The sequence below is a fragment of the Pseudomonas sp. MSSRFD41 genome (genome assembly GCF_014230245.1).
Classification (GTDB): domain Bacteria; phylum Pseudomonadota; class Gammaproteobacteria; order Pseudomonadales; family Pseudomonadaceae; genus Aquipseudomonas; species Aquipseudomonas piscis.
Map to the genome: position 1 here is coordinate 129,158 of NZ_JACKZK010000002.1, position 26,386 is coordinate 155,543.

Below are 26,386 nucleotides of genomic sequence, written 5' to 3' on the forward strand. Positions count from 1 at the left end.
GCAGGGCGATCCGCGGCCGGTCGCGGATCGTGCACGGGTTGAAGCGCTGTCATGGGGAAAATGCAAAAACCAAACCAAGGCTCCGAAAAGAAGCGTCCGAGCCCCTGAAACAGGCGTTTGAACGACGCCCGTTTGGCGGGCTGCCAGCCCTGGCGAAGGTTTTCGACCCAAAATGGGTGGTCGATGCGCCATGGGTGCAAGGTTGCGCACCAATATAGTGCATGATCTGCGCCCGTGCATGATCCGTCGCTGGAGTGTGAATCGACGCCCGTTTTTCAGCGGCAACCAGCCGGGCGCGGGTTTAGAGTGCCGGACCCGATGCTCGAAGATCCAGGATGCACCATGGACCACGCCCCCCTGCTGTTTCGCCTCCCTGACGACGACACCCTGTACCAGGCACTGCTGGATCGCGATCCGGCCTATGAAGGTTTTGCCTATGTCGGGGTGAAAAGCACCGGAGTGTTCTGCCGCCTGACCTGTGCCGCCCGCAAGCCCAAGCGCCATAACACGGTGTTCTTCAGCTCCATCAAGGGGTGTGTCGAAGCGGGTTTTCGCCCCTGCCTGCGTTGCCGCCCACTGGCCGAGGCGGGAGTCCAGGAGCCCTGGGTCAAGGCCTTGCTCGAGCAACTGCACGCGGATGCCGAGCGCCGCTGGTACGAGGATGACCTGGTGCGCCTGGGGCTGGACCCGTCCACCGTGCGGCGTGCCTTCAAGCGCTACTTCGGCGTGACCTTCCTGGAGATGGCTCGCTTGCGGCGCATGGGCCGGGGCATGCAGCAACTGGCGTCGGGCCAGCCGGTGATCGAGGCCCAGCTCAGTGCCGGCTTCGACTCCGACAGCGGCTTTCGCAAGGCCTTCGGCCGGCTGGTCGGCCAGCCACCCTCGAACTGGCGGGGGCGCGAGCTGCTCAAGGCGGATTGGTTGCAGACCCCCATCGGCGTGATGCTGGCCGTGGCCGATGCCCAGGTCCTGCATCTGCTGGAGTTCTTCGACCGCCCGGCCCTGGCCGGGGAGCTGCGCAAATTGCAGGACAGCAGTGGTTCGAGCATCGGCTTCGGGCGTTTTGCCCCCATCGACCAGATCGAGGCCGAACTGCGCCGTTATTTCGCCGGTGAGCCGGTGTCTTTCCAGACACCGTTGGCGATGCAGGCCTCGGCCTTCACCCGCACGGTATGGCAGGCGCTGCGGGCCATTCCCCTGGGCAGCACCTGCAGTTATGCCGGATTGGCGCGGGATATCGGCTCGCCGACGGCGGTGCGCGCCGTGGCCCGGGCCAATGGCGCCAACCAGATCGCCATCGTCATCGCCTGCCATCGGGTGATCGGCGCCGATGGCTCGCTCACCGGTTATGGCGGTGGCCTATGGCGCAAGCGCTGGCTGCTGGAGCATGAGCGCCGCATGCACTTGGCTGGACGGGAACAACCAGTGCAGGCCCAGGAGTCGTTCAGCGGTGGGCGCGCAGCAGGAAGAAACTGATTTCCGCGCTTTGCTGCAGGACTTGCTCGCCCTCAAGGACTTGCACCGCTAGGCGATGAAGGCCGCGGTCGAGGTTCGACAAATGCAACTGCGGGCCACGGCCAGGGGCGCCGTGAGGCTCGCCATCCAGCAGCAGGCGCAGGCGATGTGACGGCTGTAGCGGCGGGTGCAGGTCTACCTGGACGCTGAAGCTGCCGTTGTTGGCCCGCAGCGCGCCCTGCTCCGGCACTCCGTTGAGCTGCAGGCGGCGGTAGACCTGCCTTTGGCTGGTCTGGCAGGCGGCCGGTGCCCTGTTCGAAGGCGGCCAGTCGCTGGATCCTCGGTCGCTGCCGGTGCAACGGCCGGCGGCGGGGTGATAGGGGGCCGCATCAGCCGGCAGCAGGGTTATCCACAGCAGCCATAAAGCAGCGATACGCATGGTCCGGGTCCTCCTGGCAAGCCCTCAGCATAGGGGCGCACCGGGCAGGGAGCAGGCGTGGTTAACCTTTGAACACACATAATTCGGCGGTGGCGCGGATCATCGCCAGCTGGCGCAGCGGTTCGCCGGCACTGGCCTGGTTGGCCCGGGCCAGCCATTGCGGGCAGTGCGGGTCACTGCGCTGGGGGGCGAAGCTGGCCAGTTGTTGCAGCAGGCGCTTTTGCAGCTGGTCCAGTTGCGGGCGGATCTGTCCGGCCAGGTCCTGGCGGGGAGTGTCCGGAGCCCGGCCTTGCAGGTTCCAGGCCGAGAGCCTGGCGTATTGCACCAGCTTGTTGGCTTCGATCTGCGCGGCGAAGAACTGTTCCACCGTGGCTTCATCCAGGCCATGGCTGGCAGCCTGGGCCGTGGCGGCGGCGATCACTTGCTGTTCGCGAGGCCGGTCCTCCACAGCCTTGTGGCTGTCCCACTTGCTCAGGGCCACTTGCTCGGCGATGTCCAGGCGTTCAGCGATGCTGCCCAGTAGCGGGGCGAGGCTGGCCGGGGTGTCATCGGCCCGGGCCAGGCTGGCGGACAAGGCACAGGCGAAGGCGAGACACAGGCTCAGGGAAGATGTCATCGGCGGGCTTCCGGGTGGGTAATGGGCTGGCCATGATGCCTGCAAGCTGGCGGGACGCCCACGGTAAAATCCCTGGGGCGTTTGTGCCGGGAATGAAAAAGGCCTCCCGAAGGAGGCCTTTCGATCACGCCGCTTGCGCGAGCGCTACCGGATCAGCAGCTGTAGTACAGCTCGTATTCCAGTGGGTGCACGAAGGTGCGGACCTTGATCTCTTCTTCGCTTTTCAGGGCGATGTAGGCGTCGATGAAGTCGTCGCTGAAAACGCCGCCTTTGGTCAGGAACGCACGGCCCTTGTCCAGCTCTTCCAGGGCTTCCTTCAGGCTGCCGCAAACTTGCGGGATTTCTTTGGCCTCTTCCGGCGGCAGGTCATACAGGTTCTTGTCCGCGGCATCGCCTGGGTGGATCTTGTTCTGGATACCGTCCAGGCCGGCCATCAGCAGTGCGGCGAAGCACAGGTAAGGGTTGGCGGCCGGGTCCGGGAAGCGTGCTTCGATACGGCGGGCTTTCGGGCTCGACACGTATGGGATGCGGATCGAAGCGGAGCGGTTACGGGCCGAGTAGGCCAGCATCACTGGAGCTTCGAAGCCTGGCACCAGGCGCTTGTAGGAGTTGGTGGCCGGGTTGGTGAAGCCGTTCAGGGCCTTGCCGTGCTTGATGATGCCGCCGATGAAGTACAGGGCGGTATCGGACAGGCCGGCATAACCTTCGCCAGCGAAGGTGTTCTTGCCGTCTTTCCAGATCGACATGTGTACGTGCATGCCCGAGCCGTTGTCGCCGTACAGCGGTTTTGGCATGAAGGTGGCGGTGCGGCCATAGGCGTCGGCCACGTTGTGCACCACGTACTTCAGGGTCTGGGTTTCGTCGGCCTTCTTCACCAGGGTGTTGAACTTGACGCCGATTTCGTTCTGGCCGGCAGTCGCCACTTCGTGGTGGTGGACTTCGACGGTCAGGCCCATTTCTTCCAGTGCGTTGCACATGGAGGTACGGATTTCGTGGTCATGGTCGAACGGCGGAACCGGGAAGTAGCCGCCCTTGATGCCTGGACGGTGGCCCTTGTTGCCGCCTTCCACGTCCTGGTCGGACATCCACGAGCCTTGCTCGGAGTAGATCTTGAACATCGAGCCGGAGATGTCGGACTTGAACTTCACCTGGTCGAAGATGAAGAACTCAGGCTCCGGACCTGCGAATACGGTGTCGCCGATGCCGGTGGCCTTGAGGTGCTCTTCGGCGCGCTTGGCGATCGCCCGTGGGTCACGGTCGTAGCCTTGCATGCTCGAAGGCTCGATGATGTCGCACACCAGGATCAGGGTCGGCTCTTCGGTGAACGGGTCGAGCACGGCGGTCTCGTCGTCCGGCATCAGGATCATGTCGGAGGCTTCGATGCCTTTCCAGCCAGCGATGGAGGAACCATCGAACATCTTGCCCGCTTCGAAGAAGTCCTCATCCAGCGCATCACGAGCCGGCATGGTCACGTGATGTTGAGTGCCCTTGGTGTCCGTGAAGCGCAGATCAATCCACTTGACGTCATGATCTTTGATGAGTTGAACCGACTTCGACATAGTGTCCTCCGGGGTGGCTTCGGGCTTGATGTTGGAGTGCCCTTAGAATGTGGGTGATGCCGGCGCGAATACTCTGCCATGGCAACCTGCCTCACAAGGGAGCAAATTGCATGCCAGTGCCCTGGGATGGGTTTTGTGCTCCAAAACCACGCTTTGTGCGACCCATGGCAACGAACGCCGGCTTTTTGCGCACTGCAATGTAGCGCTTATTTGGATGAATGACCTGTTTTGGTGCATTGAAAACCTTCTGTACATTAACTGGTTAAACCTTGAGCAATTTCCGCTATAATCCGCGCCCCCCTTTTTCGGCTGGCCCAGCGCGCGCTGTTTTCATGAAACTAATCGTTAAAGTTTTCCCGGAAATCACCATCAAGAGCCGCCCGGTACGGACGCGTTTCATCCGTCAGCTGGCCAAGAACATCCGTGCCGTGCTCCGCGACCTGGACCCGGCCGTGGTGGTCAATGGTGTGTGGGACAACCTCGAGCTGGAAACCGCCGTCAGCGAGCCCAAGGCCCTCAAGGAGATGACCGAGCGCCTGCGCTGCATGCCCGGTATCGCGCATTTCCTGCAGGTCGATGAGTACCCCCTGGGGGATTTCGACGACATCGTCGCCAAGTGCAAGCAGCACTTCGGCCAGACCCTGGAAGGGAAGATCTTCGCCGTGCGCTGCAAGCGTGCCGGCAAGCATGAATTCAGCTCCATGGATGTGGAAAAGTACGTCGGCAGCCAGTTGCGCCGGCAGTGCGGTGCGGCGGGAATATCCCTGAAAGAGCCGCAAATCGAAGTGCGGATGGAAATTCGCGACCAACGGTTGTTCGTGATCCATAGCCAGCACAATGGCATCGGCGGCTACCCGCTGGGTGCCCTGGAACAGACCCTGGTGCTGATGTCCGGCGGCTTCGACTCCACCGTGGCGGCCTACCAGATCATGCGCCGCGGCCTGATGGGGCATTTCTGCTTCTTCAACCTGGGCGGTCGTGCCCACGAATTGGGCGTGATGGAAGTCGCGCACTATATTTGGAAGAAGTACGGCAGCTCCCAGCGCGTGCTGTTCGTCAGCGTGCCATTCGAGGAAGTGCTCGGCGAGATCCTCGGCAAGGTCGACGACAGTCATATGGGCGTCATCTTGAAGCGTATGATGTTGCGTGCCGCCTCCAGCATCGCCGAGCGCCTGCACATCGACGCGCTGGTCACCGGCGAGGCGATCTCCCAGGTTTCCAGCCAGACCCTGCCGAACCTGTCGGTGATCGACTGCGTGACCGACAAGCTGGTGCTGCGACCGCTGATCGCCAGCCACAAGCAGGACATCATCGACCTGGCCAACCAGATCGGCACCGCCGATTTCGCCAGGCACATGCCGGAATACTGCGGGGTCATCTCGGTCAACCCCAAGACCAATGCCAAGCGCCACCGCGTCGAGCATGAAGAGAAAGAATTCGACATGGCCGTGCTCGAGCGGGCTATCGAGCGGGCCAAGCTGGTGCCGATCGATCGCGTGATCGACGAGCTGGGCCAGGACCTCAAGGTCGAGGAAGTCAACGAAGCCCTGGCCGGCCAGATCGTCATCGACATCCGTCATCCGGATGCCCAGGAAGACGATCCGCTGGAGCTGCCGGGGATCGAGGTGCAAGCGCTGCCGTTCTATGCGGTGAACGCTCGTTTCAAGGAACTGGACCCCAACCGCCAGTACCTGCTGTATTGCGACAAAGGCGTCATGAGTCGCCTGCATGCTCACCATCTGCTCAGCGAGGGACATGCCAATGTGCGCGTTTATAGACCGAGCTAAATGCCCGGGGCTGTTCGCCTGTGGCTTGCGTCATCGGCCCCCCGACGCCGCCGTCAAGCTGTAATGGCAAGGCCTGAATCTACTGTCCATCGCTGACCGCATGGGTCAGCACACCGAATCCTCTGATCGAGATACACAAGTGATCGAAAATCTACGCAACATCGCCATCATCGCCCACGTTGACCATGGTAAGACCACCCTGGTAGACAAACTCCTGCGCCAGTCCGGCACCCTGGAGCGCAACGAGCTCAACGACGAGCGCGTGATGGACTCCAACGACCAGGAAAAAGAGCGCGGCATTACCATCCTGGCCAAAAACACCGCCATCAACTGGAACGGCTACCACATCAACATCGTGGACACCCCCGGCCACGCCGACTTCGGCGGCGAAGTTGAGCGCGTAATGTCCATGGTCGACTCCGTGCTGCTGCTGGTCGATGCCCAGGACGGCCCGATGCCACAAACCCGTTTCGTGACCAAGAAGGCTTTCGAAGCCGGCCTGCGTCCGATCGTGGTGATCAACAAGGTCGACCGTCCGGGCGCGCGTCCTGACTGGGTTCTGGACCAGATCTTCGACCTGTTCGACAACCTGGGCGCCACCGAAGAACAGCTGGACTTCAAAGTGGTCTACGCCTCGGCCCTGAACGGCATCGCCGGTCTGGACCACACCGATATGGCCGAGGACATGACCCCGCTGTACCAGTCGATCGTCGACAACGTACCTGCGCCAAGCGTCGACCGTGACGGTCCGTTCCAGATGCAGATCTCGGCCCTGGACTACAACAGCTTCCTGGGCGTGATCGGCGTTGGCCGAATCGCTCGTGGCCGCGTCAAGCCGAACACCCCGGTAGTGGCCATCGACACCGAAGGCAAGAAGCGCAACGGTCGTATCCTCAAGCTGATGGGCCACCACGGCCTGCACCGCGTGGACGTTGAAGAAGCCGCCGCCGGCGACATCGTCTGCATCAGCGGTTTCGACGAGCTGTTCATCTCCGACACCCTGTGCGACATGAACAACGTCGAGGCGATGAAGCCGTTGACCGTCGACGAGCCGACCGTTTCCATGACCTTCCAGGTAAACGATTCGCCGTTCTGCGGTAAAGAAGGCAAGTTCGTGACCTCCCGTAACATCAAGGAGCGTCTGGACAAGGAACTGCTGTACAACGTTGCCCTGCGCGTTGAAGAAGGCGACTCGGCCGACAAGTTCAAGGTCTCCGGCCGTGGTGAGCTGCACCTGTCGGTCCTGATCGAAACCATGCGTCGCGAAGGCTTCGAGATGGCTGTAGGCCGTCCGGAAGTGATCATTCGCGAAGTGAACGGCACCAAGCAGGAACCGTTCGAAAACGTCACCATCGACATCCCTGAAGAATCCCAGGGCAAGGTCATGGAAGAAATGGGCCTGCGTAAGGGCGACCTGACCAACATGGCGCCGGATGGCAAGGGCCGTGTACGCCTGGAATACAACATTCCGGCCCGTGGCCTGATCGGCTTCCGTAACCAGTTCCTGACCCTGACCAACGGTGCAGGCATCCTGACCTCGATCTTCGATCGCTACGACACCATGAAGTCCGGCCACATGTCCGGCCGCCTGAACGGTGTTCTGGTATCGGTTGAAACCGGCAAGGCCCTGACCTATTCCCTGGAAACCCTGCAAGCGCGCGGCAAGCTGTTCGTCGAGCACGGCCAGGAGATCTACAACGGTCAGATCATCGGCCTGAACAGCCGTGACAACGACCTGGGCGTGAACCCGACCAAAGGCAAGAAGCTCGACAACATGCGTGCTTCCGGCAAGGACGAGACCATCGCCCTGGTACCGCCAGTTCGCCACACCCTCGAACAGGCCCTGGAATTCATCCAGGACGACGAGCTGTGCGAAGTGACTCCGAAGTCGATCCGTCTGCGCAAGAAGATCCTCGACGAAGGCGAGCGTACCCGCGCTGCCAAGAAAGCCAAGGCCAACTAAGGCTGGCTGAATGAAAAACGCCCCCGGTCGCAAGGCCGGGGGCGTTTTTTTCGCCTGCGAAAAAGCTGCTGCCTGATATGACCGCCTGTAGCCGCAGCCTCGCCGGGGCCCGGCAGTGGCCAGGGGGCTACAGCGCTACGGGGGATGGGATCAGAAGCGTTCCAGGGTCCGGCTGCTGGTGTTGCTCGGGCGTTCCAGCGGCTTGGGCTTGTAGGCGCAATAGCCCGGGCGCGGGCCGACCCTCGGGTGATTGCGGCAGGTGTCGGGACGCTTGTCGTAGATGGTGCACAGGCGGCTCTTGCGATCCAGGTACAGGCAGTCGTCGTTGCTCATGCGCTGCAGGGTGAAGATTTCCGACTTCTGATTGTAGCGTTCGACGATGCCTTCCTTTTGCAGGCGCTTGGCGATGTTCTTCGCCGGTTCGCCCCGTTCGAACTCATCGACCACACCGATGCGGATCAGGTCCTTGAGTTTCACCTCCACCGGCAGGGTGCAGCAGCTGGACATGCAGGAGCCGCACATGGGCGCGGAGTACTTGGCCCAGGTATCGAGACGGTCGATTTCCGCGGCGGCGATCAGGTTGGACTTCATCGAGGGGGTTCCGGCATGTTTTCGGGGGCGCGCGATCATACCGGGACTGCTGGATTTTTGAACAACTTTGCGTCGGATTTTTCGCGCTGACGTGCCAGTAATTTCATGCTGGTACGACCTCTGCTTGTTTTTTCCCTGCTGGAGCGGGGACAGCGCCTTTTGCCCGGTCATTTGAATCAGGGCCGAACCAGAGCCTTTACCTCGTGTCAGACCGACTAGGCTCAGTCAATTCCATGCTCACTGTGTATCTCGTCAGAGGTCTTAACGATGACTCAGGAATCCCATGTTCGCGACACGGAGGTAGCGGCTTTTCGTGAAGCCGTCTTGACCAAACTCACCTACGCGGTCGGCAAGGACCCGGACCACGCCTTCGACCATGATTGGTTCGAAGCCATCGCCCTGGCGGCCCGGGACCGCATGGTCGATCACTGGATGGACCACACCCGGCAGATCTACCGCCGGGGCCAGAAGCGGGTGTACTACCTGTCCCTGGAGTTCCTGATCGGCCGTTTGCTGATCGACAGCCTGAGCAACCTCGGGCTGCTGGATGTGGCCCGCGAAGCCCTGTCGGACCTGGGCGTGGACCTGGAGCGCATTCGCCTGCTGGAGCCCGACGCGGCCTTGGGCAATGGTGGCCTCGGGCGCCTGGCGGCCTGTTTCATGGAGAGCATGTCGACCCTGGGGATTGCCGGCCATGGCTATGGCATCCGCTATGAACACGGGTTGTTCCGCCAGGCCATAGTCGACGGCTGGCAGCAGGAGCAGACCGAGCACTGGCTGGACTTCGGCAACCCCTGGGAGTTCGAGCGTCCCGAGGTGATCTACTCCATAGGTTTCGGCGGCGGTGTCGAGACCCTGGTCGACGAGAACGGCGCGACCCGCCAGGTCTGGTGGCCGGCGGAAACCGTGCGGGCGGTGGCCTATGACACCCCCGTGGTGGGTTGGCGCGGTGCCAGCGTCAACACCTTGCGCCTGTGGCGGGCGCGGGCCATGGAAGAGTTGCACCTGGAGCGCTTCAACGCCGGCGACCACCTGGGAGCCGTCGCCGAAGTGGCGCGGGCCGAGAGTATCTCGCGGGTGCTGTACCCGGCCGACAGCACCGAGGCCGGCCAGGAGCTGCGCCTGCGCCAGGAATACTTCTTCGTCTCGGCGTCCCTGCAGGATCTGCTGCGCCGGCACAAGAACATGCACGACTCGGTGCTCAGCCTCGGCGAGCATGCGGCCATCCAGCTCAACGACACCCACCCGTCGATCGCGGTGGCCGAGCTGATGCGCCAATTGGTGGACCTGCACGGCATCGCCTGGGATGCGGCCTGGCAGGTCACCGTGGAAACCCTGGCCTACACCAACCACACCCTGCTGCCCGAGGCCCTGGAGACCTGGCCGGTGGGCCTGATGGAGCGCCTGCTGCCACGGCACATGCAGATCATCTACCTGATCAACGCCCAGCACATCGATTCGCTCAGGGCCAAGGGCCTGCATGATTTCGACGTGCTGCGGGCGGTATCGCTGATCGAAGAGGACAACGGCCGCCGGGTGCGCATGGGCAACCTGGCATTCCTCGGCTCCCACAGCGTCAATGGCGTTTCCGGCCTGCATACCCAGCTGATGCGCAGCACGGTGTTCTCCGAACTGCACAAGCTGTATCCCGAAAGGATCAACAACAAGACCAACGGCATCACCTTCCGCCGCTGGCTGTACCAGGCCAACCCGCAACTGACCCAGATGCTGGTGGACGCCCTGGGCCCCGAGTTGCTCGACAGCCCCGAGGACCGGCTGCTGGCGCTCGAGCCCCTGGCCGACAAGCCGGCGTTTCGCAAGCAGTTCGCCGAGCAGCGCCTGCACAGCAAGCGGGCCCTGGCGGCGATCATCCATGAGCGCCTGGGGATCGCGGTCAACCCGGCGGCGATGTTCGATGTGCAGGTCAAGCGTATCCACGAGTACAAGCGCCAGTTGCTCAACTTGCTGCATACCGTGGCGCTCTACCAGGCGATCCGCGCCGAGCCGGAAACCGACTGGGTGCCGCGGGTGAAGATCTTCGCCGGCAAGGCCGCCGCCAGCTATCACCAGGCCAAGCTGATCATCAAGCTGGCCAACGATATCGCCCGCACGGTGAACAACGACCCTACGGTGCGTGGTTTGCTCAAGGTGGTGTTCCTGCCCAACTACAACGTCAGCCTGGCGGAAAGCATCATTCCCGCGGCGGACCTGTCGGAGCAGATTTCCACTGCCGGTTTCGAGGCCTCGGGTACCAGCAACATGAAGTTCGGCCTCAATGGCGCCTTGACCATCGGCACCCTGGATGGCGCCAACGTCGAGATGTGCGAGCGGGTCGGTGCCGAGCACATGTTCATCTTCGGCCTCACCGCCCAGCAGGTGGAGGCACGCAAGCGCAACGGCGAGTTCAGCGCGGCGCCGGATATCGCCGCCTCCCACCGGCTCAACGATGTCCTGCAGGCGATCCGTGGCGGGGTGTTCTCCCCGGACGATCCGTCGCGCTACACCGGCCTGGTGGATTCGCTGGTGGACCATGACCGGTTCCTGGTCTGCGCCGACTTCGATGCCTACTGGAACGCCCAGGCGCGGGTCGAGGAGCACTGGCACGATTCCAAGGAATGGTGGCGCTCGGCGGTGCTCAACAGTGCGCGGATGGGCTGGTTCTCCTCGGACCGGACCATTCGCGAGTACGCCACGGACATTTGGAAGGCCCTGGAGTAAGCCCGCCGGCCAAGCGCTGGAACTGTGAGCAAGGCCCGGCGTTCGCCGGGCCTTGTCGATATACTGGGCGGCGTTTTTGTCCCGGCCCGTGCCTCGTCGCTCGTGCCCGGCTTCCAATGGCAATGACGGCCCCGCACAGGCAGGGCCGCAGCCGAAACGGTAAAACAACAGCTGGACCTGTCCGTTACCGGACTGTTTAGGGATGTCGACACATGCAATGGATGTTCATGCTGCTGGGCGCGGTGCTGGGGTGGATTGTCGATGAGTCTTTCAGCGATGCGCTGATTGGCGCTTTCCTCGGCCTGGCGGTTGGCCTGGCTGTTCGTCTCGGCCTGCTGCACAAGCAGGTGGCTGGCCAGCAGCTTGAGCTGCAGCAAGCCAGGCAGGACTTGTCCCGGCTGGGCCAGCGCCTGGAACTGCTGGAAGCCGGCAGCGGCCCGCTGGCCGAACCTGTGGCCCAGCCCCAGGCCGGCAGCGCCCCGGTTCCCGAGGTCCAGGTCGCCAGTGCTCCGGTTCCCGAGCCGGTCGCGCCGCCGCGGTTCGTCCTCGACGAGATCCTCCCCGTGCAGCCGGCGCCCGCCGCTACGGACCTGGTCTGGGAACTGCCTCCCGCCGCCACCCCGGCTGCCGTCAGCGAGCCGCTGCCGGACTCGGCCTGGCGTTCGCAGCCGCAGCGGCAAGCCGAACCGCAGCCGGCACCTTCGCCGGCAGCACCCGTGGAGTACGAGCCGAGCCTGATCGAGCGCGCTATCAGCGGTGCGCGCAATTGGCTGTTCGGGGGCAACACCGTGCTGCGGGTCGGGGTGGTGCTGTTGTTCCTCGGCCTGGCATTCCTCCTGCGCTACGCCACCGAAGGCGTGGTGGTGCCCATCGAGTTGCGCTATGCCGGGGTCGCGGCCTGTTCCCTGGGCTTGCTGGGCCTGGGCTGGTGGCTGCGCCGACGTAACGGTGCCTATGCGCTGATGCTCCAGGGCACGGGGATCGCGGTGCTGTACCTGACCGTGTTCGCGGCCATGCGCCTGCACCCGCTGCTCGATCCTTCCGCGGCCCTGGGCCTGCTGGTGGCGGTGACGCTGTTCTCGGCGATCCTGGCCATCACCCAGGATGCCCTGGGCCTGGCCGCCGCGGCGGCGCTAGGCGGGTTCGCGGCGCCGATCCTCACCTCCACCGGCGCAGGCAGTCACGTGGCGTTGTTCAGTTACTTCGCCCTGCTCAACGCCGGCATCCTCGCCATCGCCTGGTTCAAGGCCTGGCGCCTGCTCAACCTGATCGGTTTCGTCGGTACCTTCGGCATCGGTTTCGCCTGGGGCATGCGTTCCTACACCCCGGAACTGTTGTGGAGCACCGAGCCGTTCCTGGTCCTGTTCTTCCTCATGTACCTGGCCATCGGCCTGCTGTTCACCCGGCGCAAGCTGCTGGACATGACCGATGCACCGGCCGACGGTGATCGCCAGGCGCTGCTGCAATGGTCGGCGCGCAAGGGCGACTACGTCGACGGCAGCATGCTCTTCGGCCCGCCACTGGTGGGTTTCGGCCTGCAACTGGCGTTGGTCCAGCACCTGGAGCTGGCCGCGTCCTTCAGCGCCCTGGCCCTGGGCCTGGTGTACATGCTGCTGGCCCGCTTGCTGATGGGCGGCCGGGCCCTGCTGCTGGGCGAGACCTGCCTGGCCCTGGGCGTGATCTTCGCCAGCCTGGCCATTCCCCTGGGCCTGGATGCGCGCTGGACCACCGCCGCCTGGGCGGTGGAGGGCGCCGGGATCTTCTGGCTCGGCATGCGCCAGCGGCGCTCGCTGGCCCAGGCCTTCGCCCTGCTGCTGCAAGCAGGTTCTGCCGCGGCTTTCCTCAATGAACTGCGCTTTGCTAGTACCAGCCTGCTGTCCGGTGCGCCCCTGGGGGCGTTGCTGCTCGGTGGGGCCCTGCTGTTCAGCTTCGACCAGTTGCGGCGCACGCCGCAGGAGCAACTGCCGAACTGGCTGAAGGAAGGCATCCGCCCGCTGTTGGCGGTGGCAGGCCTGGGCTTCCTGTATCTGCTGGCGCCGCTGTTCTTCGCCGTCCAGGGCACGGCCATCGCCTGGGCCCTGGCAGGGCTGGCGACGCTGTTCGTCGGCCTGCGCCTGCAATCGCGGACGTTCCTGTTCAGCGCATTCGCCATCCAGTTGCTCGGTGGGGCATTGTTCCTGACGGGCCTCAAAGGTGCGGATGCCGGGGCTGATGGGGTGTTCGGTAGTGGCTGGAGCGGATTGATGAGCGCTTCGCTGATCGGCCTGGCGCTGATCGGCGGCATGCTGGTGGCCTCGCGCGATGCCATGGTGCGCGACGATCCGCGCCTGTTGCGTGGCCTGTCGCTGGTGCTGCTGGCGGGGTTGGTGCTGATCAACCTGGCGGTGTTGTTCGTCCTGCCGTGGCGCACCGCCAGCGGCGTCTGGGCCGCCAGTGGCTTGTTGATCATCTGGTTGAGCCTGTACCTGCAGCAGCGGGTGAGTTTCTTCTTCGGCCTGGCGTTGCAGGTGATCGGCGGCAGCGCCTTCCTGCTGGTCGGTTCGGACTGGTTCCATGGCGCAGTGGCCGAAGGCGTGCGGCCCCTGGCCAATGGCGACTTCTGGACGCCGATGGTGCTGGCCCTGGCGGCGCTGGTGGGGGCCTGGCGCCTGCAGCGGGGCAACCATGGCTCGGCGTTCGACGCCCTGGCCCTGGGCCACCTGGCCGATTTGCTGCTGGCCTGGGGCGCCTGCTGGTGGGCGTTCACCTGGATCAAGGAAGTACTGCGTTTCGCTCCCGTGCATTGGCAGCCGGCGTTGCTGTTGGCGCTGGCCACGGCCAGCGTGTTGCTCGCTACGCTGCTGGCGGTACGTTTGCAATGGAAGTCCCTGGGCTTGCTGGGGAGCCTGCTGATCCCGGCTGGCGGGCTGGTGCTGGTGGCTTGCTGGACCAGCCGCTATAACCCGGCGGCAGATTTCGGCTGGCTGGCCTGGACGGCGCTGTTCGCCGTGCATTTCTTCAGCCTGCGGCGCCTGGCTGCGCTGCTGCCGGCGCGGGTGGCAAGCGTCGCCCATGTGCTGGGTTGCTGGTTGTTGATTGGCGTGTTGGCGCTGCAGTTGCGTTATGGCCTGCTGCTGTTGTCCGAGCAGTACAACGCCTGGCGCTGGCTGGGTTGGGCGATCCTGCCGAGCCTGTACCTGGTGGCGATGGCCGCGCCGCGCAACTGGCCGTGGCCGGTGGCCGGCCACTCCCGGGAGTATCGCCTGTATGCCGCGCTGCCCCTGGCGGCGCTGATGCTTGGCTGGTTTTGGCTGGCCAACCTGTTCAGCGACGGACGCGCCGATCCGCTGCCCTACCTGCCGTTGCTCAACCCGCTGGAGCTGGGGCTGCTGTTCGCCCTGTTCGGGGTCTACGTCTGGTCCCGTAGCGCGGCACTGGAGTTGGCGATTCGCAGTGACTACGCCGAGCGTGGCACGCAGTGGGTGGCCGGGGCCTCGCTGTTCGCCTTCTTCACCGTCATGGTGATGCGCGCTGCCCATCACTGGAGCGGGGTGCCGTTCCATCCCGATGCCCTGCTGGCCTCGATGATGGTCCAGGCCGGGCTGTCCATCGTCTGGACCTTGATCGCCCTGGGCCTGATGATCGGCGGGCACCTGCGTCATCGCCGCGAGATCTGGCTGATCGGCGCGGCGTTGATCGCGGTGGTGGTGGCCAAGCTGTTCCTGGTGGAACTGAGCAACCGTGGCGGCCTGGCGCGGATCGTCTCGTTCATCGGGGTCGGGGCGTTGCTGCTGGTGGTGGGTTATTTCGCCCCATTGCCGCCCAAGCGGGCGGAGGCCGAGCCTGAGGCCGGCAAGTCGTTGAATGAAGGAGTGTCGCCTTGAGTCATAAGCTGAACCTGCGCTGGTGGGGGGCCATGGGCCTGTGTGTGGCGCTGTCCGCCGTGGCCCAGGAACAACCGGGGGACTTCAAGTCCCGGGTGCCGTTGAGCCTGAGCGGCGAGGGCCCCTGGTACCGCCTGGAGTTGCCCCTGGCGGTGCAGATGCGCGCCAGCCAGACCGACCTGCGGGACATCCGGGTCTTCAATGCCGCTGGCGAGCCCCAGGCTTATGCCCTGGCCCGCCAACAGGCCCAGGTCAGCGAGCAGCGCAGCCTCAGCGCGGTGAAGTGGTTCCCGCTGTACAGCTCCACCCAGGCCGGCGACAGCCCGACCAGCGTGCGGGTGCAGTCGGGCACCAACGGCACCCTGGTGGAGGTGCAACCCGATGCGCGGGCGCAAGCGGAGCAGCAGGTGCTGCGCGGCTGGTTGCTCGATGCCAGCGCGATCAAGGCACCGCTTCAGCAGCTGGTCCTGGATTGGCGCAGCGAGCAGGACGGTTTCCAGCGTTTCAGCATCGAGGCCAGCGACGACCTGCGGCACTGGCAGGCCTGGGGCGAAGGGCAGGTGGCGCGTTTGTCGTTCGCCGACGAGCGGGTCGAGCAGCATGAGGTGGCGTTGCCCGGGCAGTCGGCGCGTTACCTGCGTTTGTTGTGGACGTCTGCGCAGGTGGCGCCGACGCTGACTTCCGCGCAGTTGCAGAGCAGCACCACCAGCAACCAGCCATCGCCATTGGTCTGGTCGCAGCCGCTGGCCGGCACTGCGGCCAAGGCGGGCGAGTACAGCTGGCAATTGCCCATGGGCCTGAACGTCGAGCGGGTACGGGTCGAACTCAAGCAGGCCAACAGCTTGGCTCCGGCCCGACTCTACGGGCGCGGCGACAGCAGCCTGCCTTGGCAGCCGCTGGGCAATGGCCTGTTGTATCGCCTGACCCAGAACGGCCAGGACGTGCAGCAGAACGAACTGCAATTACCCGGGCAGACCGTACAGCAACTCAAGCTGGTGGTGGATGAGCGTGGTGGTGGCCTGGGAGCGGCGGCGCCGGCCCTGGAGTTCGCCGTGCGTGGCGCGCAGCTGGTGTTCCTGGCGCGTGGGGACGGTCCTTACACCCTGGCGCTGGGCAACCCCGGGGTGAGCGCGGCCAACCTGCCGTTGTCCACCCTGATTCCCGACTACAGCCCACAGCGCCTCAAGCAGTTGGGCCAGGCCCGGATCGAGGGTGATGTGCAACCGAGCGCATCCGCTCCTGGCGATGCCGCGGCGCCCGCAGCCCCCGGGCCGGACTGGAAGAAGATCGGCCTGTGGGCGGTACTGCTGCTGGGCGTGCTGGCCCTGGGCGGGATGGCCTTCAGTCTCCTGCGCAAGCCTCAAGCCAAGGCTTGAACCCGGCGCGAGGGGGTTCGCTCCCTCGCCACCCGTGCCCGTGGTTTTGCGACTACGCTGAACCCGGCGCCTGAACTCTATCTGCCCGTTCCCTGTCTCAGAGGAGGAAATGCGCCTCGACTCGCGTTAAACTGCGCGGGTTTTTCAAGCCCCCCCATCCTTCCGGAGCCTTCCATGTCCCGCGTTACCCTGAGTCGCTATTTGATTGAGCAGACCCGCAGCAACAACACTCCTGCCGATCTGCGCTTCCTGATCGAAGTGGTGGCGCGTGCTTGCAAGGAAATCAGCCATGCCGTTTCCAAGGGCGCCCTGGGCGGCGTGCTGGGCAGCATGGGCACGGAAAACGTGCAGGGCGAAGTGCAGAAGAAACTCGACGTGATCTCCAACGAGATCCTGCTCGAGGCCAACGAATGGGGCGGCCACCTGGCCGGCATGGCGTCCGAAGAAATGGACAACGCCTACCAGATCCCCGGCAAGTACCCCAAGGGTGCCTACCTGCTGGTATTCGACCCACTGGATGGCTCGTCGAACATCGACATCAACGCCCCGGTCGGCACCATCTTCTCGGTACAGCGTTGCCCCAACGAATACCTGAGCCAGAACGAAGCGCTGAATGAAAAGGCCTTCCTGCAGCCTGGTTCCAAGCAAGTGGCCGCCGGCTATGCGATCTACGGCCCGCAGACCATGCTGGTGCTGACCCTGGGCGACGGCGTCAAGGGTTTCACCCTGGACCGCGAGATGGGCAGCTTCGTCCTGACCCACGAGAACATCACCATTCCTGAAAGCACCCAGGAATTCGCCATCAACATGTCCAACGAGCGTCACTGGGAAGCACCGGTCAAGCGCTACGTGGACGAGCTGCTGGCCGGCGATACCGGTCCGCTGCAGAAGAACTACAACATGCGCTGGGTCGCCGCGATGGTGGCCGACGTGCACCGCATCCTGACCCGTGGCGGCCTGTTCATGTACCCACGCGACAGCCGCGAGCCGGAAAAACCCGGCAAGCTGCGCCTGATGTACGAAGCCAACCCGATGTCGTTCCTGGTGGAGCAGGCGGGCGGCGCGTCCACCAACGGCCACCAGCGCATCCTCGATATCCAGCCTGAAGGCCTGCACCAGCGCGTAGCGGTGTTCCTCGGCTCCAAGGAAGAAGTGGCCCGGGTTACCGCCTACCACCAGGAGTAAGTTCATGAGCGCACCCTGGCAGCCCCTGCTCGACTGGTGGTTCGGCGACGCCGAGACGCCGGCACGGATCGTCGCTGCCAAGGGTGGCTTGTGGTTCGGCAAGCGCGACAGCCAGGATCGTGAAGCGCAGGAGCGTTTTGGCGACCTGGTGGAGCAGGCCCTGGCTGGTGGTTTGACCGAGTGGGCGCAAAGCCCCCAAGGCTGGCTGGCCCTGGTGCTGTTGCTGGACCAGCTGCCGCGCATGATCCACCGCGACACCCCCAGGGCATTCTCCGGCGATGCCCGGGCCCAGGCCCTGGTGGCCCAAGGCATCGCGGCGGATCTCGACCGGCGCCTGCCCCCCATGCAACGTAGCTTCATCTACCTGGTGTTCGAGCATTGCGAGCACCTGGCGGTGCAGAACGAAGCCGTTTCACGTTTCGTGGCCCTGCATGACGAACAGCCGGAGCAGGACCGTCCGGTCTTCGCCAGCCAATTGGGCTATGCCGAGCGGCACCAGAAGATCATCGCTCGTTTCGGGCGCTTTCCCCATCGCAACCGGATCCTCGGGCGCGAATCGACGCCGGAAGAACTGGCGTTCCTGCGTGAGCCGGGTTCCAGCTTTTAATCCTTCTATATCCTGCAGATCGCTATCGCGGGCAAGCCTCGCTCCTACAAAGGTATGCGCGCATCTGCATCTGTAGGAGCGAGGCTTGCCCGCGATGCTTTTTAGATCCGGAAGCTGCCCACCAGATGCTGCAGGCGCTGGGCCTGCTGTTCCAGGTCGGCGCAGGCGCGCAGGGTGGCTTGCAGGTTTTCCACGCCTTCCTGGTTCAGGGTGTTGATCTCGTTGATGTCGACATTGATCGACTCCACCACGGCGGTCTGTTCTTCCGTCGCGGTCGCCACCGACTGGTTCATGCCATCGATCTCGCCGATACGCTGGGTCACGCTGCCCAGGCGCTCGCCGGCCTGGTTGGCGATGCCGACGCTGCTTTCGCTCTCGCGCTGGCTTTCGGTCATGGTGCCGACTGCCTGGCGGGCGCCTACTTGCAGCTCCTCGATCATCTTCTGCACCTGCTGCGCCGAGTCCTGGGTGCGGTGGGCGAGGTTGCGCACCTCGTCGGCGACCACGGCGAAGCCACGTCCGGCCTCGCCGGCGCGGGCGGCCTCGATGGCGGCGTTGAGCGCCAGCAGGTTGGTCTGCTGGGAGATACCGGTGATCACTTCGAGGATCTGGCCGATGTTCACCGTGTTGCTGTTGAGGGTCTCGATGTGCTCGCAGGAGTTGCTGATCTTGGCCGACAGCTGGTGCATGGCGTCGATGGTCCGGTCCACCACTTGCTGTCCATCTTGTGCCAGGTTGCGCGCCTCGCTGGAATGCTGCGACGCCAGGGCGGCGTTCTGGGCGATTTCCTGGGCGGCCGCGCCCAGCTGGTTGATGGCCGCGGCCACGCTGTTGGTGCGCGAGGCTTGCTGGTCGGAGTTGAGCATCGACGAGTTGGAGGCGGCGACCACGCGCAGGGCCACTTCGTTGACCTGGCCGGTGGCCGAGGAAACTTCGCGGATGGAGCTGTGGATGCGTTCGACGAAGCGGTTGAAGGCCACGCCCAGGGTGCCGAATTCGTCGTGGTTGTGGATCGCCAGGCGCCGTGTCAGGTCGCCTTCGCCTTCGGCGATATCGTGCAGGGCCCGGCCCATCAGGTGCAGGGGTTGCAGCAGCAAGCGGATCAGCATGCCCAGCAGGCCGATGATGCTCACCACGGCGATCGCCATGGCGATCAGCGCCGAGGTCCGGAACTCGCCGAGGATGGCGAAGGCCGCGTCCTGGTCCAGGACCAGGGCCACGTACCAGTTGGCCGAGTTCACGCCGTTGACGCGAGTGAAGGAGATGAACTGGGTCTTGCCGTTCAGCTGTACTTCCTGCAACCCGGGGCTCACCCGCGGTGCGCCGTCCGGGTAGGCTTCTGCCAGGCTCTTGAGCACCAGCTTGTTGTCGGGGTGGATCAGGATCTTGCCATCGGCGCCGACGATGAAGGCGTGGCCATGGCCGCCGAAGTTCAGCGAGTTGATGATGGCGCTGATGCTCGACAGGTCGATGTCGGCACCGGCGACGCCGATCATCCGGCCCTGGTGCTGCACGGGAGTGGCGACGGTGATCACCAGCTTGCCCGACGAGGCCGCGACGTAGGGCTCGGTGACGATGGTCTGCTGCGCCGCGTTGGCCGCCTTGTACCAGCCACGGCTGCGGGGGTCGTAGTCGGCCGCGCGGTTACCGGCCGGGACCGAGAACATCATGCCGTCCTGGCCGCCGAAGTAGGTGAGCTGGAAATTGCCAGTGTAGGCGGGCAGGCCGACGCTGCGCTTGAGGCTGTCGGCGCCGCTGCCGTCCACGGTGATCTGCTGGGCCAGGGATTGCAGGAGCTGGATGCGGCCTTCCAGCCAGGTCTGGATGTTGCTGGCGCTCAGGCCGCCCAGTTCCTGCATCGAGGATTCGGTACTGCCGCGCAAGGCTTCGCGCTGGCGGTAGTCGTTGAACAGAATGAAACAGGCGAACGCGGCGGCGACCACAAGGGCGGCAGCAAGCAGGATCTTGTGGCTGAACTTCATATGACTGGTCATTAAGTGAACTACCGCGAGGGGGTGGTCAACGAGGGGCGTCAATTTGCCACAGTGGTGGTCTTTGCGCTGCAGTTATGTCGACTGGCCATCAGTGAAAATGAGCCCCACCGGCACAAAACCGACGAATAACCGGATGCCGTGCGAAGGTGATTGATTTGCGAGGGAAATGCCTCGTGGATCGGCAAGAAATACCCAGCCTGGCGGGGAACCAGAAGGGGCTTTTCTCTTCTAAGCTTCTGGTTGGCTGACAGGCCTTCCCCCTTTCGTTCAGGAGTTCACCATGTCCCTGCGTTCCATCGCTCTGTTGTCGTTCTGCGTGCTGCTGGCCGCATGCAGCAAGGTCAATCAGGAAAACTATTCCAAGCTCTCGACGGGCATGCCCAAGGCCGATGTCGAAAAACTCCTGGGCACGCCGACCGACTGTTCGGGCGCATTGGGTATGTCCAGTTGCACCTGGGGCGACAAGAACAGCTTTATCAGCGTGCAGTATGCCGGTGACAAGGTCCTGATGTTTTCCGGGCAAGGCCTGAAGTAAAGACCGGGGCCTGGGGCCCACGGGAGAAAAATAATGATGCGTTTCGTTGTCACTCTTCTGGCCGGCCTGCTCTTGGTCGGCTGCGCCACGTCCCGGGACGATTCGCTGGCGCCCAAGACCGCTAGCCATGTCGAACTCAAGCGCTACCAGGGGACCTGGTACGAGTTGGCGCGCCTGCCGATGTACTTCCAGCGCAATTGTGCGCAATCCGAAGCCCGCTACACCTTGTTGCCGGATGCGACGATGGCGGTGCTCAACCGCTGCCTGACTCCGCAATGGACGTGGGAAGAAGCCCGAGGCACCGCCACGCCCCAGGTGCCGGGCCAGACCGACAAGCTCTGGGTGCGCTTCGACAACTGGTTCACGCGTTTGCTGCCGGGAGTGGCCAAGGGGGAGTACTGGGTGCTGTATGTCAGCGATGACTACAAGACGGCGATCGTCGGCAACCCGAACCGGCGCTATCTGTGGCTGCTGTCGCGGACCAAGGAAGTCAACGAGACGGTACGCGAGGAGTTGCTGAGCAAGGCCCGCCAGCAGGGCTACGACACCACGCGGTTGATCTGGCGGGTCTCGGACTCGGCCATGGCCAAGACCTCCAGGTAGTCCGGTTTCATCGAGGCGGGGCTCGCTGTGACAAGATCCCCGTTGGCAAGGTGCCGTGGTGAGCAGGCGCCTCGCTCATTGGCCCGCAAGGCGGGCCTGCTGCCTGGTGGTTAGCCGCCGGGACTCAGCCCAGCAAGTCGCGCAGGACCTGGGCGAAGGCCCGGCTGCTGGTTTCCTCTGCGGCATGTCGGCCTTCGCGCACCACCCAGCGCCCGCCAACCATCACGTCCCGCACCTGGCGATCGCCACCGGCGAACAACCAGCGGTTGAGAATCCCGTCGGCATTGGCGGTGGCCAGGTAAGGGTCGTTGCCGTCGAGCACCAGCCAGTCGGCGCGGTTGCCTACCGCCAGCGCGCCGATCGCTTGTCCCAGGGCCTGGGCGCCACCATCCAGGGCTGCGTCGTAGAGGGTGCGGCCGACCATGGGCTGGTCTGCCCGGTACAGGCGATTGCGGCGCTGATCCCGCAGGCGCTGGCCATATTCCAGCCAGCGCAATTCCTCCACCACGCTCAACGAGACATGGCTGTCGGAACCGATTCCCAGGCGGCCGCCCTGGGCCAGGAAATCCACCGCTGGGAAGATACCGTCGCCGAGGTTGGCCTCGGTGGTCAGGCACAGACCGGCGATGGCCCGGCTCCTGGCCATCAGGCTGACTTCCTCGGGGGTGGCATGGGTGGCGTGGACCAGGCACCAGCGCTGGTCCACCGCGACGTTTTCATACAGCCATTGCAAGGGCCGGCGGCCACTCCAGGCCAGGCAGTCATCGACTTCCTTCTGCTGTTCGGCAATGTGTATGTGCACCGGGCAGTCCGGATCGCTGGCGGCCAGTACTTCGCTGATCTGCTGTGGCGTGACCGCGCGCAGCGAGTGGAAGCACAGCCCGAGGTGCTGGTTGGCTTGTTTGGCCAGCAGGGGACGCAGTTGACGTTGCAGCTCGAGGTAGTGCTCGGTGCTGTTGATGAAGCGGCGCTGGCCGTCGTTGGGCGCCTGGCCACCGAAGCCCGAATGGCTGTACAGCACCGGCAGCAGGGTCAGGCCGATGCCGGTGTCGGTGGCGGCCTGGCTGATGCGGCGCGACAGCTCGGCCGGGTCGGCGTAGGCCTGGCCGTCGGTGTCGTGGTGCACGTAGTGGAATTCGGCCACCGAGGTGTAGCCGGCCTTGAGCATTTCGATGTACAGCTGGCGGGCGATGACTTCCAGCTGCTCGGGGCGGATCTTGCCCACCAGGCGATACATCAGGTCGCGCCAGGTCCAGAAGCTGTCATTGGGGTTGCCGGCCACTTCCGCCAGGCCGGCCATGGCCCGCTGGAAGGCATGGGAGTGCAGGTTGGGCATGCCCGGCAAGAGCGGGCCCTTGAGTCGTTCCGCGCCCTTTGCGCCTGCGTTGGCCTGGATGTGGGTCAGCTGGCCGTCGGCATCGACTTCAAGACGTACATCATTGGCCCATCCGTCAGGCAGCAGCGCGCGTTCGGCAAAGAAGGCGGACATGGTTCGATTACCCCATTGTGTGTTATTTGTATATACATATACAGACGTTTGCCTGCCCGGTAAACTCCGGCAAGCTAGGCTTTCGTCGCCAGGCGTCGACCGACCCTGACCACTTTCACCGACCCTCAAGGATTTCCCGTGCCGACCCCGACTGCCAACTCGCCGCTGGCCGCCCACCTGAGCGATAGTCCGGCGCCCTTGTATGCCCGCGTCAAACAGATGATTACCCAGCAGATCGAGAGCGGAAACTGGCCGCCGCACTATCGCGTGCCCTCGGAAAGCGAACTGGTCAGCCAGCTGGGCTTCAGCCGCATGACCATCAACCGTGCGCTGCGCGAGATGACCGCCGAAGGCATGCTGGTGCGCATGCAGGGCGTGGGTACCTTCGTCGCCGAGCCCAAGACCCAGTCGGCATTGTTCGAGGTGCACAACATCGCCGACGAGATCGCCGCCCGTGGTCATCGCCACACCTGCCAGGTCATCACCCTGGGCGAGGAGGCCGCGGGTTCCGAGCGCGCCCTGGCCCTGGACATGCGCGAAGGGCAGAAGGTCTTCCATTCGCTGATCGTGCATTTCGAGAACGACATCCCGGTGCAGATCGAGGATCGCTTCGTCAACGCCCTGGTGGCGCCGGAATACCTCAAGCAAGACTTCACCCTGCAGACGCCTTATGCCTACCTGTCCCAGGTCGCACCCCTGACCGAGGGCGAACATGTGGTCGAGGCGATCCTCGCCGAACCTGAAGAATGCAAGTTGCTGCAGATCGAGCGTGGCGAGCCTTGCCTGCTGATCCGTCGCCGCACCTGGTCCGGGCGCCAGCCGGTGACCGCCGCGCGGCTGATCCACCCCGGTTCCCGTCATCGCCTGGAAGGACGCTTTCACAAATGATCCGGTCTAGCCTGCTACGCGCCGCCGACTATCCGCGCATGCCCTGGAAGAACGGCGGCGGCAGTACCGAGGAAATCACCCGGGACAGCGGGACCGGCCTGGAAGGCTTCGGCTGGCGCCTGTCGATCGCCGACATCGGCGAATCCGGCGGTTTTTCCAGCTTTGCCGGCTACCAGCGGGTCATCACCGTACTGCAGGGCGCTGGCATGCAGCTTTGCGTGGACGGCCAGGATGTGCGGCCGCTGCTGCCCCTGGACCCCTTTGCCTTCAGTGGTGCCAGCCAGGTCGGTTGCACCCTGCTGGACGGTGCCATCCGGGATTTCAACCTGATCTACAGCCCCGAGCGCTATATGGCGCGGTTGCAGTGGTTCGATGGCCAGCAACGCTTCTTCACCCAGGCCCATACGGTGCTGGTGTTCAGTGCCGCCGAACAGGCCTGGGTCGATGTGGCCGGCGCCGCGGTCCAGGCCTTGGGCCGCTACGATTGCCTGCGCCTGGACGACAATGCCGGCCTGCTGGAAATCGCCCTCGACGGGCGCTGCTGCGTGATCGAACTCACCCGCATCTGAGTCATCCTTGCTGGCGGGCCAGGGCGTGGCCTGCCAGCTTCCTTCTAGTCTCCATCACTCTTTTATCCGCGCTTCGGCGTCCTGCTCAAGGCGGCTGGCCCTTGTCCGTTCCTCGGAGCGGTCCCTGTTCCTGACGGCGCACCAATCTGTTACCGAATGCCCCAGCAGTGGGCAAAACCTGCCTCTGGTAACAATCAGCGGGAGCGTCGATTGATGCCCGAGGGAAAATTCATTCAAGGCCGAGGAGCCCGGTCTAGAAGGTTTACAGGCTTTTTTCGGGGATTTTTTCAGGTGGCTTGGACAGAGTTGGCCGCTTGATTGCATATGCTTGTATGTACAAGTAAATATGTGTGCGTAAGAGTCGATGCCATCCTCTTCGCACCTTGGGCTCATCGTCGAGGAGGTTTTCCGTGGCTGACAACAAATTCACCAAATACCGGAACGTAGAAATCCGTGCTCCGCGTGGCAACAAGCTGACCGCCAAGAGCTGGCTGACCGAAGCGCCGCTGCGCATGCTGATGAACAACCTCGATCCGCAAGTCGCCGAGAATCCCAAGGAGCTGGTGGTCTACGGTGGCATCGGGCGCGCGGCGCGCAACTGGGAGTGCTACGACAAGATCGTCGAGAGCCTCACTCATCTGAATGATGACGAGACCCTGCTGGTGCAGTCCGGCAAGCCGGTCGGCGTGTTCAAGACCCACGCCAACGCCCCGCGCGTACTGATCGCCAACTCCAACCTGGTGCCGCACTGGGCCAATTGGGAGCACTTCAACGAGCTGGATGCCAAGGGCCTGGCCATGTACGGCCAGATGACCGCCGGCAGCTGGATCTACATCGGCAGCCAGGGCATCGTCCAGGGCACCTACGAAACCTTCGTCGAAGCCGGCCGCCAGCACTACAACGGCAGCCTGAAAGGCAAATGGGTACTGACTGCGGGCCTCGGTGGCATGGGCGGTGCCCAGCCCCTGGCCGCGACCCTGGCCGGCGCCTGCTCGCTGAACATCGAGTGCCAGCAGAGCCGCATCGATTTCCGCCTGCAGACCCGCTACGTCGACGAACAAGCCAAGGACCTGGACGACGCCCTGGCGCGTATCGCCAAGTACACCGCCGAAGGTCGCGCCATCTCCATCGCCTTGCACGGTAACGCCGCCGAAATCCTCCCCGAGCTGGTCAAGCGTGGCGTGCGCCCCGACATGGTCACCGACCAGACCAGCGCCCACGACCCGCTGAACGGCTACCTGCCGGCCGGCTGGAGCTGGGAGCAATACCGCGACCGCGCGCAGACCGAACCGGCTGCCGTGGTGAAAGCCGCCAAGCAGTCGATGGCCGTGCACGTGCAGGCCATGCTCGATTTCCAGAAGCAGGGCATCCCGACCTTCGACTACGGCAACAACATCCGCCAGATGGCCAAGGAAGAAGGCGTGGCCAACGCCTTCGACTTCCCGGGCTTCGTTCCGGCCTACATCCGTCCGCTGTTCTGCCGTGGCATCGGCCCGTTCCGCTGGGCGGCGCTGTCCGGCGACGCCGAAGACATCTACAAGACCGACGCCAAGGTCAAGGAACTGATCCCGGACGACGCCCACCTGCACAACTGGCTGGACATGGCTCGCGAGCGCATCAGTTTCCAGGGCCTGCCGGCGCGTATCTGCTGGGTCGGCCTGGGCCAGCGCGCCAAGCTGGGCCTGGCGTTCAACGAGATGGTCCGGCGCGGTGAGCTGTCGGCGCCGATCGTCATCGGTCGCGACCACCTGGACTCCGGTTCGGTGTCCAGCCCGAACCGTGAAACCGAAGCGATGCAGGATGGTTCCGATGCTGTGTCCGACTGGCCGCTGCTCAACGCCCTGCTCAATACCGCCAGTGGCGCGACCTGGGTTTCCCTGCACCACGGTGGTGGCGTGGGCATGGGTTTCTCCCAGCACTCGGGCATGGTCATCGTCTGCGACGGTACCGACGAAGCCGCCGAGCGTATCGCTCGGGTGCTGACCAACGACCCAGGGACTGGCGTCATGCGTCATGCCGACGCTGGCTACCAGATCGCCATCGACTGCGCCAAGGAACAGGGCCTGAACCTGCCGATGATCACCGGCAAGTGACATTCCGGCGGTTCGCCGCCAGGGCCAGGGAAGGAGCCGCCGCACCTCGCAGTGCG

The 26,386-nt window shown here is 64.2% G+C and carries 19 protein-coding genes; 13 read left to right on the forward strand and 6 right to left on the reverse strand.

Annotated features, from left to right (window positions below; all coding sequences use genetic code 11):
- The first annotated feature begins 342 nt into the window (after positions 1 to 342).
- Entirely contained in the window at positions 343 to 1,476 is a 1,134-nt protein-coding gene (locus H7A76_RS04310) for a bifunctional transcriptional activator/DNA repair enzyme AdaA (protein WP_185697364.1), read from the forward strand.
- Here the strand turns inward: H7A76_RS04310 and H7A76_RS04315 are convergent.
- The 3 genes from H7A76_RS04315 to glnA all read right to left on the reverse strand — a co-directional run bounded on the left by H7A76_RS04315 (position 1,445) and on the right by glnA (position 4,069).
- On the reverse strand, positions 1,445 to 1,894 hold the full coding sequence (locus H7A76_RS04315; protein WP_185697365.1) for a DUF4124 domain-containing protein: 450 nt from the start codon (positions 1,892 to 1,894) through the stop codon (positions 1,445 to 1,447). The genes H7A76_RS04310 and H7A76_RS04315 overlap by 32 nt on opposite strands.
- Positions 1,895 to 1,955: 61 nt before the next feature.
- The gene (locus tag H7A76_RS04320) at positions 1,956 to 2,510 is read right to left on the reverse strand and encodes a chorismate mutase (RefSeq protein ID WP_185697366.1); all 555 of its coding nucleotides are present in this window, start codon (positions 2,508 to 2,510) and stop codon (positions 1,956 to 1,958) included.
- Positions 2,511 to 2,662: 152 nt separating this feature from the next.
- A complete protein-coding gene (gene glnA / locus H7A76_RS04325) occupies positions 2,663 to 4,069 on the reverse strand; it encodes a glutamate--ammonia ligase (RefSeq protein ID WP_053132545.1) in 1,407 nt (468 codons plus the stop codon).
- Positions 4,070 to 4,401: 332 nt separating this feature from the next.
- Between glnA and thiI the strand changes: the two genes are divergently transcribed.
- The gene (gene thiI, locus H7A76_RS04330; RefSeq protein WP_185697367.1) at positions 4,402 to 5,856 is read left to right on the forward strand and encodes a tRNA uracil 4-sulfurtransferase ThiI; all 1,455 of its coding nucleotides are present in this window, start codon (positions 4,402 to 4,404) and stop codon (positions 5,854 to 5,856) included.
- Positions 5,857 to 5,995: 139 nt separating this feature from the next.
- Entirely contained in the window at positions 5,996 to 7,819 is a 1,824-nt protein-coding gene (typA, locus tag H7A76_RS04335) for a translational GTPase TypA (protein WP_185697368.1), read from the forward strand.
- Positions 7,820 to 7,969: 150 nt separating this feature from the next.
- Here typA and H7A76_RS04340 read toward each other — a convergent pair whose 3' ends face one another.
- Positions 7,970 to 8,410: a YkgJ family cysteine cluster protein gene (locus tag H7A76_RS04340; RefSeq protein WP_185697369.1), complete on the reverse strand. Its 441-nt coding sequence runs from the start codon at positions 8,408 to 8,410 to the stop codon at positions 7,970 to 7,972.
- Positions 8,411 to 8,677: 267 nt separating this feature from the next.
- Between H7A76_RS04340 and H7A76_RS04345 the strand changes: the two genes are divergently transcribed.
- From H7A76_RS04345 to H7A76_RS04365, 5 genes are all read left to right on the forward strand, one after another.
- Entirely contained in the window at positions 8,678 to 11,128 is a 2,451-nt protein-coding gene (locus tag H7A76_RS04345) for a glycogen/starch/alpha-glucan phosphorylase (RefSeq protein WP_185697370.1), read from the forward strand.
- 212 nt (positions 11,129 to 11,340) lie between these two features.
- The gene (locus H7A76_RS04350) at positions 11,341 to 14,991 is read left to right on the forward strand and encodes a DUF2339 domain-containing protein (RefSeq protein ID WP_185697371.1); all 3,651 of its coding nucleotides are present in this window, start codon (positions 11,341 to 11,343) and stop codon (positions 14,989 to 14,991) included.
- A complete protein-coding gene (locus H7A76_RS04355) occupies positions 14,988 to 16,367 on the forward strand; it encodes a DUF3999 domain-containing protein (RefSeq protein ID WP_185697372.1) in 1,380 nt (459 codons plus the stop codon). Before H7A76_RS04350 ends, H7A76_RS04355 begins: the two co-directional genes overlap by 4 nt.
- A gap of 174 nt (positions 16,368 to 16,541) precedes the next feature.
- Entirely contained in the window at positions 16,542 to 17,552 is a 1,011-nt protein-coding gene (locus H7A76_RS04360) for a class 1 fructose-bisphosphatase (protein WP_022639522.1), read from the forward strand.
- A 4-nt stretch (positions 17,553 to 17,556) separates the two neighbouring features.
- Complete coding sequence (locus H7A76_RS04365) at positions 17,557 to 18,159, forward strand: DUF924 family protein (protein WP_185697373.1); 603 nt, start codon at positions 17,557 to 17,559, stop codon at positions 18,157 to 18,159.
- A 101-nt stretch (positions 18,160 to 18,260) separates the two neighbouring features.
- Here H7A76_RS04365 and H7A76_RS04370 read toward each other — a convergent pair whose 3' ends face one another.
- On the reverse strand, positions 18,261 to 20,153 hold the full coding sequence (locus tag H7A76_RS04370; RefSeq protein ID WP_221775106.1) for a methyl-accepting chemotaxis protein: 1,893 nt from the start codon (positions 20,151 to 20,153) through the stop codon (positions 18,261 to 18,263).
- A 280-nt stretch (positions 20,154 to 20,433) separates the two neighbouring features.
- Between H7A76_RS04370 and bamE the strand changes: the two genes are divergently transcribed.
- Together bamE and H7A76_RS04380 are read left to right on the forward strand one after the other, a co-directional pair.
- Positions 20,434 to 20,688, forward strand: a complete 255-nt coding sequence (gene bamE, locus H7A76_RS04375; protein WP_185697375.1) for an outer membrane protein assembly factor BamE — start codon at positions 20,434 to 20,436, stop codon at positions 20,686 to 20,688.
- A gap of 33 nt (positions 20,689 to 20,721) precedes the next feature.
- A complete protein-coding gene (locus tag H7A76_RS04380; RefSeq protein ID WP_185697376.1) occupies positions 20,722 to 21,291 on the forward strand; it encodes a lipocalin family protein in 570 nt (189 codons plus the stop codon).
- A gap of 124 nt (positions 21,292 to 21,415) precedes the next feature.
- Here H7A76_RS04380 and H7A76_RS04385 read toward each other — a convergent pair whose 3' ends face one another.
- Positions 21,416 to 22,780, reverse strand: coding sequence for a formimidoylglutamate deiminase (locus H7A76_RS04385; RefSeq protein WP_185697377.1), 1,365 nt, complete (start codon positions 22,778 to 22,780; stop codon positions 21,416 to 21,418).
- Positions 22,781 to 22,999: 219 nt separating this feature from the next.
- On the opposite strand from H7A76_RS04385, the gene hutC reads away from it, so the two are divergent.
- From hutC to hutU, 3 genes are all read left to right on the forward strand, one after another.
- Complete coding sequence (gene hutC / locus H7A76_RS04390) at positions 23,000 to 23,668, forward strand: histidine utilization repressor (protein WP_260497915.1); 669 nt, start codon at positions 23,000 to 23,002, stop codon at positions 23,666 to 23,668.
- On the forward strand, positions 23,665 to 24,237 hold the full coding sequence (locus tag H7A76_RS04395) for a HutD family protein (protein WP_185697379.1): 573 nt from the start codon (positions 23,665 to 23,667) through the stop codon (positions 24,235 to 24,237). Before hutC ends, H7A76_RS04395 begins: the two co-directional genes overlap by 4 nt.
- Before the next feature lie 410 nt (positions 24,238 to 24,647).
- Positions 24,648 to 26,330: a urocanate hydratase gene (gene hutU / locus H7A76_RS04400; protein ID WP_185697380.1), complete on the forward strand. Its 1,683-nt coding sequence runs from the start codon at positions 24,648 to 24,650 to the stop codon at positions 26,328 to 26,330.
- Positions 26,331 to 26,386: the final 56 nt, after the last annotated feature.